This window comes from Dokdonia genika (genome assembly GCF_042652845.1).
In the GTDB taxonomy this organism is placed as follows: domain Bacteria; phylum Bacteroidota; class Bacteroidia; order Flavobacteriales; family Flavobacteriaceae; genus Dokdonia; species Dokdonia donghaensis.
On record NZ_JBHSHB010000009.1, the window covers coordinates 1 to 16,861 of the forward strand.

Genomic DNA, 16,861 nt, shown 5'->3' on the forward strand with positions numbered 1-16,861 from the left:
AAACAGTTACTACGATCTCTGATGAAACTGACGGAAACGTAACCTTCACAAACGAAGCAGGTGCAACAATCACCGTGGCCAAAGCTGACATCACAGATAACGCAGATGGAACATACACATTCACAAACAATGATGGGTCTGATGTAATTATTGATACTAACGGTGTCGCAATCACAGATGTCATTGCAGGTAACCTTATCGCAACTGTAACAAACGCAGATGGAACAGCAGTTGAAATTGACGAAACAATCACAGACGTTACTGACTTAAATACAGCGGCAGTTACAAATACCATTGCTACCTATAACGCTGAAGACNCTTATCGCAACTGTAACAAACGCAGATGGAACAGCAGTTGAAATTGACGAAACAATCACAGACATTACTGACTTAAACACTGCTACAAATACAAATCTTATTGGAACATATAACAATGAAGGTGCAACTCCTTTTGCTATTGAAGAGACAGTTACTTCACTAACCTTTGACGATACTACAAATGAGTTAGAGTTTATAGATGAAACTGGCACTCCAAACCCAGTAGATTTAAGCTCACTAGCTCATACAGGAACTGAAGGTTCTATTTTCTTTGCAGGAGCAGACGAAACTCCTACTGAAGACAATGACCAGTTATTTTGGGATGCTGCAAATAATAGATTGGGAGTTGGTACTAATACACCAGATAACAAGCTACAAGTAACGGGAGCTATTCGTTCTGCAGGTTTTTTAAATTCTGATGGTAATGCTGGCGAACCTGCGTATAGATTTACAGATGACTCAAATACAGGAATCTACAGTCCTGCGGCAGATGAGATTGGATTAACGGTTGGAGGAATAGAAGCAATCAATATTGATGAGACCAGTAACGCAACAACAGTAACAATTAATGAAACTTTAGACCTTGACGGGCCTGTACTTGACGAAAATGATTTACCTGGAACAGTAGGACAAGTACTAACAGCTACTGCAACCGGCACAGAATGGGCAGATGCCGCAGCAGAAACAGTTACAACGTTTACACAAGACGACACCCCTACTTCTACAGATGCCACAGCCACCGGAGAGATTACCTATACTGATGAGGCTGGTAATCCCTTTACCGCTCAGGTTGTAAGTGCAGATGCAGACAATGCGCTCTCTGTCGGAACAGATGGTGGAGCATTTATGGCAGTCGCTCCTACGGTTTATTCAGTAGGAAAAGTGGGTGCTGCTGGTGGTGGAGCACTTTTTAATGCTACTGTAGTAAATACAGGTACAGGAACGTACAGAGTAACATTTACCACTGCACTACCTAATGCAAATTATATCATTCAGTTAAGCCAGCCAGGAAGAGCAGGCGCAGGAAATGATGATCCAGGTATATCATACTCGGCACAATCTGGAGCTGGATTTACAGTTAACATTGGAGATAATGACAATGGTGGTTCTGACCGTGCATTCTTCAACTCAGAATTTATGTTTACAGTATTAACCATTCCAGGATTTTAATCCCCTACCCCTATTATGAAAAAAATATTATTTATTCTTTTTATCTCTGTGATCGCTTTCGCGAAAGCGCAAACCACAGACCCCGCATATTTAATAAATGTGCAGAAGGCATCACAGTCAGAAATAGACGCTTATGACCCAGCAGATCTGGAAATAGGAATGTTAGTCTATAATACGGATGTAAACCGCATATTTGAATATACCGCCTCAGGATTTTTGGCTATACTGACTGAAGTTGATGTTTCTGAAACTGTTACCACACTCGTAGATAATGGTAATGGAACTGCTACATATACAAATGAAAATAACATTCCTGTAACTGTAGGTATTGTTGGCCCTCAAGGACCAGCTGGACCGGCAGGTGCAGATGGAGCTCAAGGGCCACAAGGACCCGCAGGAGCAGACGGAGCAACAGGACCGCAAGGACCAACAGGACCCGCAGGAGCAGATGGAGCTCAAGGGCCACAAGGACCCGCAGGAGCAGACGGAGCAACAGGACCGCAAGGACCAACAGGACCCGCAGGAGCAGATGGAGCAACAGGACCGCAAGGACCAGTAGGACCGGCAGGAGCAGATGGAGCAACAGGACCACAAGGACCAATAGGTCCGGCAGGAGCAGACGGAGCAACAGGACCGCAAGGACCAACAGGACCCGCAGGAGCAGATGGAGCAACAGGACCGCAAGGACCAGTAGGACCTAAAGGAGCAGACGGAGCAACAGGACCTCAAGGACCGGCTGGACCTGCAGGTACAGACGGAGCAACGGGACCTCAAGGACCAGCAGGACCTGCAGGTGCAGACGGAGCAACAGGACCACAAGGACCAGCAGGTCCCGCAGGTGCAGACGGAGCAACAGGACCACAAGGACCAGCAGGTCCCGCAGGTGCAGACGGAGCAACAGGACCACAAGGACCAGTAGGTCCCGCAGGTGCAGATGGAGCAACAGGACCACAAGGACCCGTAGGGCCATCAGGTACATATACTGGTTTTTTTATAATAGATAATACAACACTTACCACTACTGGGACATATACTCAGGCTATTGTCGGCATTCCATTCCAACCGTCGCAGGTTACTTTTAAGGCGCATCCTAACATAGGTTCGTTTAACATTAATGATGACAATGCGCTAGGAGCAAATAATACTGGTTTACTAGAAAACACGTTTGGGGCAATGAATGGATTTGCACGTGCAGGTAGCCCTATTGCACAGGCGGTTATATTTTCTGGCGGAAGTGGTAGCTCTATAAATAACATATCTAGATATGCTAATAATACAGAGTGCATAGGCTTAAGATATACTAACAATAACGGAAGTAATCTAGGTGTTATCTCTGCATCTATGGCAAGCTTTACTGCAAATGGATTTAATCTTAATGTAACGTACACACTAGGCACGACAGGTTCGGCAGCAGTACAAAATGACATACTTGATGAATCTGTAATTGTTCTGTTTACAGCATACGAATAAAATTACTATGAAACGTAACTCTTTATATATAACTATACTTCTTGTGTTTGTTTACGCTTTCGCGAAAGCGCAAACCACAGACCCTGCATATTTAGTTAATATACAGAAGGCATCACAGTTAGAGATTGACGCATACGATCCCGCAGATCTAGAGATTGGTATGCTCGTTTATAATACAGATGAAAATAGGATTTTTGAATATACAAATAATGGGTTTTTGGAACTTCTTACGGAGAAGAATATATACACTGGATGGTTTATCATTTCTGGCGAAGGAGTGGTCACAGTAAGCGACATTCCATTTACGCCATCACAGGTAACCTTTTCGGCGGCAGCAAATGTAGAAAGTCGGGATATTGATTCTGATAATGGCGTAGGAAACAATGATAGAGGTATTGACAACTCTTTTGGGTCAATGAAAGGGTTTGCAAGAGATGATGACGGCACAATAACACAACAAGTGATGTATTCTGGAGGACACGGAAATTCTATAAATGACAACTCTAGATATGCCAGCAGTAGCAACTGTATAGGTATACGGTACGGTGATCAAAATGGTAGTAGTCTAGGTAAAATAGAAGGAGCATTTACCTCCTTTACTGAAGATGGGTTTACTATTACTGTAAATTATACAAATGGTACAATTACTGCAAACAGCACAAACCCATTGGTAGACGTGCAACCTGACGATGTTAATAATGAGGCGCTACTAGTTTTATACACAGCTTATAAGTAATGAGATATAGCACAACATATCACAAGCAGCCTGCTTCTATGCTAAGAAATAAACTTTCTATTAAGAAAGAACAAATTATGATGTTCACTTTGAGCTTAAATTTAAATATTCTAAAATCTGAAAGAGGTACTCTTAAACACTGTGCACTATTTGTTTTGCTTACATTATGTGCTATCACTTTTACTAACGCACAAGTACCTAATGCAGAGCTCCTACTGCGTGTTAATCAAGCTACAACAGTAGATATTGAAGCTATAACAGAGGCAAAAGAAGGGATGGTTGTTTATGACACTACTCTAGATAGATTAAAAGTTTATGACGGTGTTGCGTGGCAAACTTTACAAAGTAGTCAAAAAGGAACAATCGTTTTAAATAGAAATGGAGGTAATGGAATTCTTCCAACAGCAACAAACACCTATTTTGACTTGCCCCTTACCAGCGCTCATATACAGACTAATGACCAAGATTTATTTACCGTGGTCGGAAATTCTGAAATACGAATAGAGCAAGATGGCGTTTATGCCTTATCTGCATCGTTATCTACCAGCAATATGCCAGCCGGAAATACAAAATATATCTTAGCAGCTAGACAAAATGGTAATCTTATAGGTTATCTTTCTAGAGGTTTTGTAACCTTACCTAGCAGAGACTACTGGGGTTCTTCTGGAACTATTTCCTATAGCTTTAATGCAAATGACATTATAAATTTTCAATATGTTCTCAATGCAGGAGGTCAAAATTTAAATGCCGTTTTTACTAATGCCTCAATAACAAAACTATAATATTATGAAAATTAGACTTATAGTTGCCTTCATTGTTCTTTTTAACGCTTTCGCGAAAGCGCAAGAATCCCTACACAACTTTGGAAATATCCAGATTCATCAAGACGGCGCGATTGGTTTTCACGGGGATTTAATCAATGACGGTGATTTTGATAACAATCTTGGTCTCGCTGGCTTTTACAATCCAACTGAAGAACTTTTTGTACTCGGTAATAACAAGCCTGTATTCTTCAATATGGAAGTTGACGTGCCAAATGACCTCAACTTTGAAGTATCTGTAGGAGTCACTAGCCTACTAGATTTTATAAACGGTAGAATTACCACTCCTCGTGAAGACCTTGGTATTAATCTTGACTTCACAAACAATGCGATCTATCTGGGTGAAAGCGATAGTAATCACGTAGATGGTTATGTTACAAATCAAGGTAACCTAGAATTTGACTTTCCTATAGGAGATGACTTTAAAATTCGCCAGCTTACGGTGATTCCTCTCAACCCGGCCATAACTACCTATCAAGCTGCATACTTTTTTGAAGATCCAGATACTCCTAGTACATTACCTGGATCATTTAACACAGACCTGTTTGAAAACACATTGTCTGTTATAGATCCTAATGAGTATTGGGATTTGAACGGGCCGCTACCAGTACAAGCAAAACTTACTTGGGATGAAGATACTCAAGTGCCGGTACTTGCAGATGGCTTGAGCTCACTGCGTGTTGTAGGCTTTTCTAATGTTTTAAACAGATGGGTGAATTTGGGAAATGCTAGTTTTTCTGGTAATGAGATAAATGGCGAGATTACTTCTGAGCTTTTTGATCCTAACGACTTTTCGGCATACACACTTGGATCTGTTCTCAAAGCTGGGAGCGGTATAAATGTCTATACATTCTTCTCTCCTAACGGAGATGGAATTAATGAAACCTTTGTGATAGAAGGTCTTGAAACTAGTCCAGATAATGAACTGTTTATCTTTAATAGATGGGGTGTAGAAGTTTTTAGTATGAAAAACTATGACAACTCTTTTGATGGAACTTCACAAGGAAGAGTCACTATTGCAGAAGATAACAAACTGCCTGTAGGAACCTATTACTATGTACTTAAACTTAAAGATCAAAAAGATCAAGCCGGTGCATTTTACATAAACCGCTAAATTTTTCCCAAAATCACTCATTGCTAAAACACTTTAATCTATATTTCAACCTTTAACAGAAAAAGGAGAGATATGAATATCCAGCATAAAGAAAGAGAAGATAGAGGTGTTTTTTATATGAAGGGAGATAATGGTATCATCTCAGAACTCGCTTACTCAAAAGATAGAGATTCAGTAATAACGATAGACCACACAGAAACCAAAATACCAGAAGAAGGCAAAGGATTTGCATCAAGGCTTGTGGCTCATACTGTTGATTTTGCAAGAGAAAGAGGGTTAAAAATAAATCCACTTTGCCCCTTTGCCGAAGTTCAATTTGATCGTAACCCAGATTATAAAGATGTACTGGCATAATGACTGTGCTCGAGACAAAACGTTTGTATCTTAAACCATTTACATCACAAGATGCAGAAAACCTTTACGCCCTTAATACAAATCTAGAGGTAATTAAATATACAGGTGATGCTCCTTTTAAAAACATAGAAGAAGCACAAGCCTTTATAAAAAATTATACTACAACAGTCTACCACAAAGCTCATACTACGACTCAAACAGGTTTAGGCAGGTATGCAGTAACACGCAAGAGTGACAATATTTTTTTAGGTTGGTGTGGCCTTAAGTTTAATCAAGATAATCGCCAGGTAGATCTAGGTTTTAGGTTTTTTGAAAAGTACTGGAATCAAGGCTATGCAACCGAGGCTAGTGAGGCCTGCATAAGCTACGCTTTTAAAGAACTTCACCTACCCTATGTAATAGCTCGAACTCATAACAACAATACCGCTTCTCAAAAGGTTTTAAAAAAGCTAAACTTTGTTTTTGTAAACAACATTACACATCACGATATGCCTACTAGGTTATATCATCTCAATAATGAGGCTTATCAACTTAAAGAAATAAGCGCCAAAGAAACCTGGCCCGTACGGCATCCAGTTTTGAGAAAAGGGCGTCCGCTAGAAGATGTCTATATGGAGGCAGATGAGCAGGCAAGCACCTTTCACCTGGGTATGTTTCATAATAATGACATTATAGGCGTTGCGAGTTTTATGGATGACAGTCACGAGGGCTTTACTGGCGCACAATATAGACTAAGAGGAATGGCGGTTTTACCAGAATATAGAAGAAAAGGCATTGCAGAACTCCTATTAAAAAGAGGTGAGACGCTACTTAAAGAAAAAGGCAAAACACTACTATGGTTTAATGCCCGAGTCGTAGCCCTGCAATTTTATAAAAACCTAGGTTATCAAGTAGATGGCACCTTGTTTGATATTCCTAAAGTAGGACCTCATTATAGAATGAAAAAGCAGCTCTTATGAATAGAAGATCATTTTCAAAACTCACAGTACTAGGTATAGTTGCTGCTTCCCTCCCACTTGTGGCTAGGGCAGCAATACTGGAGATGATAGACAGAGATGAGCTACTAGGCAAAGGTTCACCTCTGCTCACCAAGACTTCAACTTATAGACTTAGACCAGAAGCCGCCATCGCTTTTGAAGAGATGAAAGCCGCTGCTCTTAAAGATGGTATAAAATTTCAAGTAGTGTCAAGCTACAGGGACTATAATCATCAAAACAGAATATGGGAGCGTAAGTATAAACGCTTTCGCGAAAGCGGTCTAAGCCACCTTGCAACCATCAATAAAATTATTGAGTACTCTACCATACCTGGCACCTCAAGGCATCACTGGGGGACAGATATAGATATTGTAGACGCCACACCAGGAGTTACTAGCGGATTACTGGTTCCGTCAAAATTTCACGGAAGTGGTCCCTTCTGTAAGTTTAAAGAATGGATGGATGCACACGCAAATAGTTTTGGCTTTTACCTTGTCTACACAGATACGTATGACAGGAAAGGCTTTAAATATGAACCCTGGCATTATAGCTACAAAGCACTCTCTCTAGACTACCTTAAAGCATATCAAGCGCTTGATATAAAGTCGCAATTACAAGCTGCAAACTTACTAGGAAGTGAGTACTTTACAGACTCTTTTATAGAGCGCTATCTTAAGGAAAATGTAGGTGATATCAATCCTGCGCTACTGCCTTAGTATTATAAATTCATAATGGCTTTGCGCTCTTGTAAGGCCTCTTTAAAATCTGACCTACTAGCAAGTGCTTTATTTATCCATTGCTCTGCTTTCTCTTTATCACCTTTATGCTTGTAGATTTGAGCAAGACGTAGATAGGCCCAATCCTTAGGCACACCATCTGCCGCAGAGTGATATTTTATATAATGGTGTAAACCTGTAATACCTTGATCGAGGCCTATACCATACTGCCCAGCTACCTTACCTAGCTGGTACTGCAACCTGTTTTCTTGGGCGTGTTTTTGTTGTGCCTCATAAGCCGTTTCAAAGGCTTTTTGTGGTTCGTTATTCTTCTCGTAATGCTCTTGTAATTTTGCATAACAAGTAACAGAACCACCTACCTCAACAGCTTTTATATAATTATACTCTGCTTGCTTAGGTTTATCATTATACTCTGCAATATAGCCGTGAGCGAGATATCCATCTACTTTTGAGATATCTAGTAGCTGGTCTGCATATTTTCTTGCTTTTGCCTCACTACCGCCTATTATACCTGGTATTTGAATATAAAATTCTACAAGTGCCCAGCGTGCTTCTATATGTGATGGATCGAGAGTCGCTGCAGTTTCAAATTGTTCTTTTATATCTCCTATCATTGTAGCAGCTCTCAGCTTGTTTACAGCAAGCGCTTTCATACCCAGTACACCCCCATATTTATAATGATAGTTTGCGTTGTTTGGATACTTTTCTACTAGGTCTTCGTAATAAGGAATTGCTCCATCCCAGTTTTTTGCATACCCTTCTATGTCTCCAAGATATTCTAGAGTTTGAGGGTCTTTAGGATGTGTTTTTAAATAATTTAAAAAGAGCGGCTTTGCAAGTTTGTACTTAGATTGTTTAAAATAGGTTTCCGCTTTCGCGAAAGCGTTATCACTCCCATTCTGAGCACAAAGCGCCACAGGAAACAATAGAATAATAAACCACTTTTTCATCATATTATTTTAATCAAATATAAACCATTATGGTGCCAAAGTACAATTACTGCTCTGGCGGAAATTTGTTAAAAATTTTTTCTACTAACTTTTTAAAATGTGCATCCCGCTTATCAGGTTTTGCCTTTACTTTAATATCGCTCTCACTTATAGCCTCCCATACCGTGGCTTGATTACCTAATGCTTTGTAAACAGTAACAACCATCTTGAGGTGTCGCTCTGGACCGCCTATGGGTATGCCGCCACTTACACCTACGCCTACAGTACCTCCACCGCCTCCTACACCTACGCCTAAGGTGTTTCTAGAGCGTGTCTCATACTCTTCGGATGTAATTTTTATAAAAAAGTCATTAGTCTCAGTCTTGATATAACCGCGAGATTGCAACATACTATCTGTATACTTCACCACTCTACGCTCGTCAAATTCAAGTAGCCCAGTTGATTCAGAGAAGTCATAGTTATAAGAGGTAAGCTTTGAGAAATCTACCTTTGTATCATAGTCATAGTCTACAAATGTTGTCCCGCAACTCGTGAGTAGGACACATATAATGAGGCATAAAAAAATCCGCATAAATCTTTGTTTTGCATAAAGATAACAAAGGTTTACACGGATTATTATATTTTGTTAGTTCTTAACTACTCATTCATCATTTTCCACAAGGCGTCTTTAAGTTCTACAAGACCTTGTTGTGCAACTGCAGAGATAAATAAATAAGGAATAGGAAGTTCTCTATCTAGCTCTTCAGAAAGCTCTGCCTTAAGCTCATCATCCAGCATATCACTTTTTGTAATAGCAATCATTCTGCTCTTGTCGAGCATTTCTGGATTATACTTTTTAAGCTCATTGAGCAAAATCTCGTATTGCTCTGAGATACTATCTGCATCTGCCGGAATCATAAAGAGCAGTGTAGAGTTGCGCTCTATGTGGCGTAAAAATCGATGACCTATCCCTCTACCCTCTGAGGCTCCTTCTATAATACCTGGTATATCTGCCATTACAAATGACCTGTAATCGCGGTACTCTACAATACCCAAATTAGGCTTAAGAGTGGTAAACTCATAATTTGCGATTTTTGGTTTGGCCGCTGTGATAGATGCTAGTAATGTAGACTTCCCTACATTAGGAAAACCTACCAGACCTACGTCTGCCAGAACTTTAAGCTCTAAGGTAAGTGAGACTTCATAGCCATCTATACCTGGTTGTGCATATCTAGGTGTCTGGTTAGTGCTACTTTTAAAATGCCAGTTACCACGACCTCCCATACCACCTTCGGCAGCGATAAACTCTTGACCATCCTCTGTGATTTCAAACAAGACTTTATCTGTCTCTGTATCTTTTATTGTAGTACCTAGAGGCACATCTATATAGGTATCTTCTCCATCTAGACCAGTAGATCTTGACTTTGCACCATTACCTCCGTGACCAGCTCTCAGGTGACGTTTAAATTTAAGGTGTATAAGTGTCCATAAGTTTGAGTTACCTCGCACTATAATATGTCCACCACGACCACCATCACCACCGTCTGGGCCTCCTTTTTCTATAAACTTTTCGCGGTGTAAGTGCGCAGATCCAGATCCCCCATTACCAGAGGTTGTGTGAATCTTTACATAGTCTACAAAATTTCCTTCAGTCATCTTTCAGCTAGCCTTTATATTTAATTGTAATGATTAGTTCTTCACTAATCTATAACGTGTCAATCACGTCACTTAATCTTGCAGTAATCTCTTCTATACTACCTACCCCGTCTACTCCGTGGTACTTATCTTGTTTCTCGTAGTATCCTTTTAAGATTGCCGTCTCTGCATAATATACTTTTATACGATTACGTATCACATCCTCATCTGCATCATCTGCACGACCAGAAGTTTTACCACGTTCTAGTAATCGCTGTACAAGCACCTCATCATCTACCTCTAATGCAACCATACCTGCAACCTCCGTATTTTTTGAAGCTAGTAATGTTGCAAGAGCATCTGCCTGAGCTTCTGTACGAGGAAAACCGTCAAAAATAAATCCTTTTGCATCTGCATTTTTCTCTACCTCTGCACTAAGCATATCTATCGTAACAGTATCTGGCACTAACTGTCCTTTGTCTATATAAGACTTTGCCAGTGTTCCAAGTTCTGTAGCGTTTTTTATGTTGTATCTAAAAACATCACCAGTACTTATATGCACTAGGTCATACTTCTCTTTTAAAACTTCGGCTTGTGTTCCTTTACCGGCACCTGGAGGGCCAAATAAAACCAGATTGGTCATATGAGTTTTTTTAAGTTTATATATTGATGTGAGGTTACGCCCTAGACCATTATAATCTAGACCAAACCCTACCACAAAATCATTAGAAATTTCCAGGCCTATATAATCTACCTTATACGGCTTCTTATAGGCTTCTGGTTTATATAAAAGTGAGGCTATACGATATGACGCCACCTCTTCTTGTTCAAGTATTTTTATAATAGTCTCTATGGTATTACCAGAGTCTACTATATCTTCTACTACAATTACATCTCGTCCTTTTAGTGATGGCTCTGCCCCCATTACGGTATGAATCTCATCGCTTTGTTGAGTTCCATCATAACTAGCCACCTTGATAAAGCTCATCTCGCACTCGTGGTCAAACTTTTTTATGAGCTCTGCACTAAATAAAAAAGCACCATTAAGCACTGTAAGAAACACTGGTCGTTTACCTCTATAGTCTTCATTAAGACGCACAGCCACACCGTTTACAGCGTGTTGCACATCTGTTTTTGAAATAGATTTTTCAAACGTTAAGTCGTGAAGTGTAATTGTATTTTTCATAAATAATAAAGAGCAAAGATAGTATTTGAAAATCAGTCCTTATAGCTATCTCGATATGAATACATAATTATGAGTTACTCTCAGACGATTTTGTATTTTTGAACCACTATTTTTCGCTTTCGCGAAAACTTATATGCTATGAAAAATTATTTCTCTTCTCAATTTAAATTAGGCATCTTAGGTGGTGGTCAACTAGGTAAAATGATGCTTTACGACACCCGCAAGTATGATATACAGACCTACGTACTTGACCCAAGCAACGAGGCTCCCTGCAAGATTGCCTGCAACCATTTTACACAAGGTAGTCTTATGGACTATGATACTGTAGTAAAATTTGGCCGTAAGGTAAATGTATTAACCTTTGAGATAGAGAGTGTAAACATCAATGCCCTAGAGACGTTAGAAAAGGAGGGCATACAAGTGTATCCTCAACCATCAGTTTTACGCAACATACAAGATAAAGGTGTACAAAAGGACTTTTATAAAAAGTACAACATCCCAACAGCAAGTTATGAGAAGTACGCTTTCGCGAAAGCGGTAAAAGAATCTCCACAATGGCTAGACAACCTGCCATTTATTTGGAAATCTTGTACAGGAGGCTATGATGGCAAAGGAGTATCTGTAGTGCGCACCGCAAGTGACCTTGACACTTTACCAGAAGTACCTTGCATAGCCGAAAAGATGATCCCATTTAAAAACGAGCTAGCCGTAATAGTAGCTCGCAATATATCTGGAGAGGTTAAAACCTACCCTGTGGTAGAGATGGAGTTTCATCCAGAGGCAAACCAGGTAGAGTATGTTATATGCCCAGCTCGTATAGATGAGACCGTAGCTCAAAAAGCACGAGATATTGCAGAGAAAGTTTCTAACGCTTTTGGTCACGTGGGCTTACTTGCGGTAGAAATGTTTCAGACAGAAAATGATGAGATTCTTGTAAATGAAGTAGCTCCAAGACCACACAATAGCGGTCACTACAGTATAGAAGGAAGTTTTACAAACCAGTTTGAGCAGCACCTCAGAGCTATTTTAGATCTACCGCTAGGCAATACAGATAGTAAAGTGGCTTCTGTAATGGTAAATCTAGTAGGAGATGAAGGCTATACTGGCCCAGTAAAATATGAAAACATAGAGCATATAATGGGTATGGACGGGGTTACCCCTCATATTTATGGTAAAAAGGAGACGCGCCCTTTTAGAAAAATGGGTCACGTAACTATTGTAGATCACAATATAGAAAAAGCAAGAACTGTAGCCGAAAAGGTAAAAGGAAGCATAAAAGTAATCGCACAATAAATCAAACACGATGAAAGTAGGAATCATAATGGGAAGCACGAGTGACCTCCCAGTAATGCAAGAAGCTATAGACTTCTTAAAAGAGATGGATATCGATATAGAGGTAGACATCGTAAGTGCACACCGCACACCAGATAAACTTTTTGATTATAGTAAAAATGCACATACGCGCGGCATAAATGTAATTATAGCTGGTGCCGGTGGCGCTGCTCACCTCCCAGGTATGGTTGCTTCTTTATCACCATTACCAGTGATAGGCGTGCCTGTTAAGTCTCGCAACTCTATAGATGGGTGGGACTCTGTGCTCTCTATATTACAAATGCCAGGCGGAGTACCTGTTGCAACAGTAGCACTAGACGGCGCAAAAAATGCTGGAATACTTGCCGCACAAATTCTAGGCGCAAGAGATACCGCACTACAAGACAAAATGCTAGCCTATAAAGAAGGCCTCAAGCAAAAAGTTATAGAAGGCGCAAAAAGCATTAAATAAAAAAGACCGCTCTTACGAGCGGTCTTTATCAATGCAGTTGTGGGGGATTGATACTGTATTTATTAACCATTCTAAATATTAATCAAACCTTTTTAATATCTACATCGATTGGGGGAAATCAATTTCATATTTTCTCAAATATATATCTATTTCAAATAGACAGAGCGAACATAAAAAAAATATCGCATATATCGACAAAATGCGTTATTTTTTCGATAAATGACTCATTTATAACGAATTCTAATTTTCAAAGCACATATGTCACTTACATCTAATCCTCTTTTACAAGACTTTAATGAAGCTCCATTTAATACTATTAAGGACGAGCACTTTAAGCCAGCCTTTATAGAAGCGATACAAATTAATCGTAATGAGATAGATGCTATTACAAATAATACTGAGGCACCTACCTTTCAAAATACGATTGCTGCTCTCGACTATTCTGGACAACAACTAGATCGTATTTCTAGTGTGTTTTTTAACCTTAATAGCGCAGAGACCTCTGAGGCTATTCAAAAAATAGCACAAGAAGTATCGCCACTTCTTACCGCTTTTAGCAATGATGTTACTCTCAACGAGACACTGTTTGAGCGTATTAAAAGTATATACGCCCAGAAAGATGATTTGGATCTTTCTGTGGAAGAAAAAACGTTGCTAGAAAAAAAATATAAAAGTTTTGCTCGTAATGGGGCAAACCTACCTGAAGATAAAAAATCACGCTTGCGCGAAATTGATACAGCTCTCGCAAAATTAAAACTCAGTTTTGGCGAAAATATCTTGGCAGAAACAAACAGCTACGAGCTTCACCTCACAAATGAAGAAGATCTTGCTGGAGTCCCTGCAAGTGCAAAAGAAGCCTTTGCAGCAGAGGCAGCTTCTAGAGACAAAGAAGGCTGGGTAGTAACACTTGACTACCCAAGTTACATTCCCTTTATGAAATATGCAGATAATCGTGAGCTACGCAAAGAGCTTTCTCTTGCCTTTGGCAGTAAAGCCTTTAAAGGTAATGAGTACGATAATCAAAAAAACGTCATTGAGATTGTAAACTTACGTCACGAGCGTGCACAGCTACTAGGTTATGAAACGCACGCCCATTTTGTACTTGAAGAACGTATGGCACAAACGCCAGCTAAGGTTAAAGATTTTCTAAACGAACTCTTAGAAAAAGCAAAACCTGCAGCAGAGAGAGAGTTTGCACAATTAGAAAATTTTGCAAAAACACAAGACGGTATAGACGCACTTCAAAAATGGGATGGCTCTTACTATTCTGAAAAACTAAAAAAAGAACTCTTTAACCTAGATGACGAGCAACTCAAACCTTACTTTAAATTAGAAAATGTAATAAATGGTGTGTTTGAAGTAGCAACACGTCTCTTCGGGTTGCAGTTTGAGCAGGTAACAGATGTAGATGTATATCATAAGGATGTTAAAACCTATAGAGTAACAGATGTAGATGGTAAGTACATCTCTCTTTTTTATGCAGATTTTCACCCAAGAAAGGGAAAACGTGGTGGTGCCTGGATGACCTCTTTTAAAGGTCAAAAAATTGAGAATGGAGTAAATGAGCGACCACATATATCTAACGTATGCAACTTCACACCATCTACACCTAGTAAGCCATCCCTACTTACTTTTAATGAAGTTACAACACTCTTTCACGAGTTTGGTCACGGGTTACACGGTATGCTAGCAAATACCACCTACCCTAGCCTATCTGGAACTTCTGTGTACTGGGACTTTGTAGAGTTACCTAGCCAAGTGCTAGAAAACTGGTGTTATGAAAAAGAAGCTCTAGAGCTCTTTGCTACTCATTATGAAACTGGCGAAGTAATCCCTATGGAGCTTGTTCAAAAAATAAAAGACGCAGCAACGTTTCAAGAAGGAATGCAAACTTTGAGACAACTTAGCTTTGGGTTGCTAGATATGTCGTGGCACGGGCAAGACCCGAGTAATATAACAGATGTAAAAGCTTTTGAAAAAGAAGCCTTTGGCAACACAGCTTTATATCCAGACACTCCTGAGACCTGTATGAGTACAGCCTTTGCTCACATTTTTCAAGGTGGTTACTCATCTGGATATTATAGTTACAAATGGGCAGAAGTACTAGATGCAGATGCTTTTGAATATTTTAAAGAACAAGGGATATTTAATAAAGACGTGGCTACTAAGTTTAAGGACCACGTACTCTCAAAAGGAGGAACTGAGGACCCTATGACACTCTATAAACGTTTTAGAGGTCAAGAACCTAAACCAGAAGCACTACTCAAAAGAGCAGGACTTATAGATTAATATATTAAGTCTATTAAAAATAAAAAGGAGTAAGCGTGGCTTACTCCTTTTTGTTTTTTTCTGCTATCCATTTTGACATAAAGAGTGTGCTGCGCATTGTGTGATGTTGTAACATCTGGCCTGTAAAGTTTGCAGCACGATGCATAATCAAATTATCCATTAGATCCTGTAATGTATCTGTAAGCAGGCTGGCATAAGTATCTTTTTGAAAATTGGTATTAATCATCCTTACGCCATTTTCTTGAGCTTTTTGCCATATTGACTCGTTACTATATAAAGAGACTGCGGCTTTTATAAATGCATCATAATCATCATTCACACTGCCGGGCCAGTCTAGGTGCTGGCTCATTCCCTCTGCTCCTATCGTAGTTGTTACAGATGGGGTGCCACATTGCATCGCATCTATAAATTTACCTTTAAGGCCAGCTCCATACCTAAGCGGCGCTAGTAAAACTCTGGCATTTCTTATCACCTGGTGAGCACTCTCTGCTCTTCCTTTCACCAAAAATCCTTCTTTGGGATTATGCAGCTGCAACGCCTTCTCTGGCACATAAGCGCCATAAATGTGCATCTCTGCTTGCGGCAGTTGCTGACGTATGTGTGGCCAAATATGTTTTTTTAGTTCTAGGGTGGCATCCCAGTTAGGCGGGTGTATAAAATTGCCTATGGCTATAAAATGTGCCCGCTCTTTAAAAGGAACAAAATCAGTCTCAAGTGTAGAAACTAGAAAGGGCACATAGTGCAATAATGACGCAGGAACTTTAAAAAAAGTTTGTAGCAAATCCATCTCTACTGTAGAGATCATCAAGGTGAGATCACATCTGTAAATGGAGGCTATCTCCCTTTTGGCGATATCAGAAATTAAGTCCTTGTGTTTAAAAACTCGCTCTTCTTTTACGGCTTGCGCTCTTGCTTTTCTTAGGCAGTGCAGATCTTCGGTGTCTAGTATTTTTAGAGCGTTGGGGCACGCTTCGTCTATTCGCCAGCCAAATTGCTCCTCTGCCATAAATCTATCAAAGAGTACGATGGTGGGGTTGTGCGCTTTCGCGAAAGCGTTAAAAGAATCATCGTTAAGCTGTATCGTTGCGGTCTCAATATCAAAATCACTAAGTGAGATTGCATTTTGAGAAGTTCCGGCTGTACTTGCATAGGTGACATCCCAGCCTTTTTCTTTAAAAATAGTAAGCAGCTGTAACATCCTACTTCCTGCTGCCGAAGAAGTGGGCTCTACCCAAACTGTTGAGATTACAAGTACATTCATAATCCAAAAATAGGAATAACAAAACTGACAGTAAAAATTTAACTTTCATTTATTTTTGAAATTACAATAACATTCTTATAT

Annotated in this window: 15 protein-coding genes; 10 read left to right on the forward strand and 5 right to left on the reverse strand. The window is 39.8% G+C overall.

The genetic code is table 11. From position 1 onward, the window contains the following. Nucleotides 1-1,503: 1,503 nt before the first annotated feature. The 7 genes from ACFO5T_RS06475 (at nt 1,504) to ACFO5T_RS06505 (ending at nt 7,676) form a co-directional block, all read left to right on the forward strand. Nucleotides 1,504-2,958, forward strand: coding sequence for a hypothetical protein (locus tag ACFO5T_RS06475; protein WP_380032994.1), 1,455 nt, complete (start codon nt 1,504-1,506; stop codon nt 2,956-2,958). Between the two features lie 7 nt (nt 2,959-2,965). Next, nucleotides 2,966-3,694 (forward strand): hypothetical protein, encoded by a 729-nt coding sequence (locus ACFO5T_RS06480; RefSeq protein WP_380032996.1) that lies wholly within the window; start codon nt 2,966-2,968, stop codon nt 3,692-3,694. Then, nucleotides 3,694-4,476 carry a hypothetical protein gene (locus ACFO5T_RS06485; protein WP_380032998.1) on the forward strand — a complete coding sequence of 261 codons (783 nt, stop codon included), beginning with the start codon at nt 3,694-3,696 and terminating at the stop codon, nt 4,474-4,476. Before ACFO5T_RS06480 ends, ACFO5T_RS06485 begins: the two co-directional genes overlap by 1 nt. A gap of 4 nt (nt 4,477-4,480) precedes the next feature. Continuing rightward, a complete protein-coding gene (locus ACFO5T_RS06490; protein ID WP_380033000.1) occupies nt 4,481-5,629 on the forward strand; it encodes a gliding motility-associated C-terminal domain-containing protein in 1,149 nt (382 codons plus the stop codon). Nucleotides 5,630-5,701: 72 nt separating this feature from the next. Beyond that, nucleotides 5,702-5,983: a GNAT family N-acetyltransferase gene (locus ACFO5T_RS06495; protein ID WP_035327485.1), complete on the forward strand. Its 282-nt coding sequence runs from the start codon at nt 5,702-5,704 to the stop codon at nt 5,981-5,983. A 5-nt stretch (nt 5,984-5,988) separates the two neighbouring features. Further along, nucleotides 5,989-6,942 (forward strand): GNAT family N-acetyltransferase, encoded by a 954-nt coding sequence (locus ACFO5T_RS06500; RefSeq protein ID WP_380033003.1) that lies wholly within the window; start codon nt 5,989-5,991, stop codon nt 6,940-6,942. Continuing rightward, nucleotides 6,939-7,676 carry a M15 family metallopeptidase gene (locus tag ACFO5T_RS06505; RefSeq protein ID WP_380033005.1) on the forward strand — a complete coding sequence of 246 codons (738 nt, stop codon included), beginning with the start codon at nt 6,939-6,941 and terminating at the stop codon, nt 7,674-7,676. The genes ACFO5T_RS06500 and ACFO5T_RS06505 overlap by 4 nt, the downstream gene beginning before the upstream one ends. A gap of 2 nt (nt 7,677-7,678) precedes the next feature. Here ACFO5T_RS06505 and ACFO5T_RS06510 read toward each other — a convergent pair whose 3' ends face one another. The 4 genes from ACFO5T_RS06510 to ACFO5T_RS06525 all read right to left on the reverse strand — a co-directional run bounded on the left by ACFO5T_RS06510 (nt 7,679) and on the right by ACFO5T_RS06525 (nt 11,447). Beyond that, the gene (locus ACFO5T_RS06510; protein WP_380033007.1) at nt 7,679-8,650 is read right to left on the reverse strand and encodes a tetratricopeptide repeat protein; all 972 of its coding nucleotides are present in this window, start codon (nt 8,648-8,650) and stop codon (nt 7,679-7,681) included. Between the two features lie 43 nt (nt 8,651-8,693). Continuing rightward, nucleotides 8,694-9,218 (reverse strand): DUF4136 domain-containing protein, encoded by a 525-nt coding sequence (locus ACFO5T_RS06515; protein WP_380033009.1) that lies wholly within the window; start codon nt 9,216-9,218, stop codon nt 8,694-8,696. Nucleotides 9,219-9,283: 65 nt separating this feature from the next. Beyond that, on the reverse strand, nt 9,284-10,282 hold the full coding sequence (obgE, locus tag ACFO5T_RS06520) for a GTPase ObgE (protein ID WP_375252967.1): 999 nt from the start codon (nt 10,280-10,282) through the stop codon (nt 9,284-9,286). A 49-nt stretch (nt 10,283-10,331) separates the two neighbouring features. Next, nucleotides 10,332-11,447: an adenylate kinase gene (locus ACFO5T_RS06525; RefSeq protein ID WP_081965013.1), complete on the reverse strand. Its 1,116-nt coding sequence runs from the start codon at nt 11,445-11,447 to the stop codon at nt 10,332-10,334. 138 nt (nt 11,448-11,585) lie between these two features. Between ACFO5T_RS06525 and ACFO5T_RS06530 the strand changes: the two genes are divergently transcribed. The 3 genes from ACFO5T_RS06530 to ACFO5T_RS06540 all read left to right on the forward strand — a co-directional run bounded on the left by ACFO5T_RS06530 (nt 11,586) and on the right by ACFO5T_RS06540 (nt 15,519). Continuing rightward, on the forward strand, nt 11,586-12,740 hold the full coding sequence (locus ACFO5T_RS06530; protein ID WP_380033012.1) for a 5-(carboxyamino)imidazole ribonucleotide synthase: 1,155 nt from the start codon (nt 11,586-11,588) through the stop codon (nt 12,738-12,740). Between the two features lie 10 nt (nt 12,741-12,750). Beyond that, entirely contained in the window at nt 12,751-13,230 is a 480-nt protein-coding gene (gene purE, locus ACFO5T_RS06535; RefSeq protein WP_380033014.1) for a 5-(carboxyamino)imidazole ribonucleotide mutase, read from the forward strand. 258 nt (nt 13,231-13,488) lie between these two features. Further along, the gene (locus ACFO5T_RS06540; protein ID WP_380033016.1) at nt 13,489-15,519 is read left to right on the forward strand and encodes a M3 family metallopeptidase; all 2,031 of its coding nucleotides are present in this window, start codon (nt 13,489-13,491) and stop codon (nt 15,517-15,519) included. 40 nt (nt 15,520-15,559) lie between these two features. Here the strand turns inward: ACFO5T_RS06540 and ACFO5T_RS06545 are convergent, their stop codons facing one another. Beyond that, nucleotides 15,560-16,780, reverse strand: a complete 1,221-nt coding sequence (locus tag ACFO5T_RS06545) for a glycosyltransferase family 4 protein (protein WP_380033018.1) — start codon at nt 16,778-16,780, stop codon at nt 15,560-15,562. Nucleotides 16,781-16,861: the final 81 nt, after the last annotated feature.

Excerpts from the sequence above, each read along its gene's own strand:
- ACFO5T_RS06475 (WP_380032994.1), top strand. The coding sequence starts at position 1,504 with ATGAAAAAAATATTATTTATTCTTTTTATCTCTGTGATCGCTTTCGCG.
- ACFO5T_RS06480 (WP_380032996.1), top strand. The coding sequence starts at position 2,966 with ATGAAACGTAACTCTTTATATATAACTATACTTCTTGTGTTTGTTTAC.
- ACFO5T_RS06485 (WP_380032998.1), top strand. The coding sequence starts at position 3,694 with ATGAGATATAGCACAACATATCACAAGCAGCCTGCTTCTATGCTAAGA.
- ACFO5T_RS06490 (WP_380033000.1), top strand. The coding sequence starts at position 4,481 with ATGAAAATTAGACTTATAGTTGCCTTCATTGTTCTTTTTAACGCTTTC.
- ACFO5T_RS06495 (WP_035327485.1), top strand. The coding sequence starts at position 5,702 with ATGAATATCCAGCATAAAGAAAGAGAAGATAGAGGTGTTTTTTATATG.
- ACFO5T_RS06505 (WP_380033005.1), top strand. The coding sequence starts at position 6,939 with ATGAATAGAAGATCATTTTCAAAACTCACAGTACTAGGTATAGTTGCT.
- ACFO5T_RS06510 (WP_380033007.1), bottom strand. The coding sequence starts at position 8,650 with ATGATGAAAAAGTGGTTTATTATTCTATTGTTTCCTGTGGCGCTTTGT.
- ACFO5T_RS06515 (WP_380033009.1), bottom strand. The coding sequence starts at position 9,218 with ATGCGGATTTTTTTATGCCTCATTATATGTGTCCTACTCACGAGTTGC.
- obgE (WP_375252967.1), bottom strand. The coding sequence starts at position 10,282 with ATGACTGAAGGAAATTTTGTAGACTATGTAAAGATTCACACAACCTCT.
- ACFO5T_RS06525 (WP_081965013.1), bottom strand. The coding sequence starts at position 11,447 with ATGAAAAATACAATTACACTTCACGACTTAACGTTTGAAAAATCTATT.
- ACFO5T_RS06530 (WP_380033012.1), top strand. The coding sequence starts at position 11,586 with ATGAAAAATTATTTCTCTTCTCAATTTAAATTAGGCATCTTAGGTGGT.
- purE (WP_380033014.1), top strand. The coding sequence starts at position 12,751 with ATGAAAGTAGGAATCATAATGGGAAGCACGAGTGACCTCCCAGTAATG.
- ACFO5T_RS06540 (WP_380033016.1), top strand. The coding sequence starts at position 13,489 with ATGTCACTTACATCTAATCCTCTTTTACAAGACTTTAATGAAGCTCCA.
- ACFO5T_RS06545 (WP_380033018.1), bottom strand. The coding sequence starts at position 16,780 with ATGAATGTACTTGTAATCTCAACAGTTTGGGTAGAGCCCACTTCTTCG.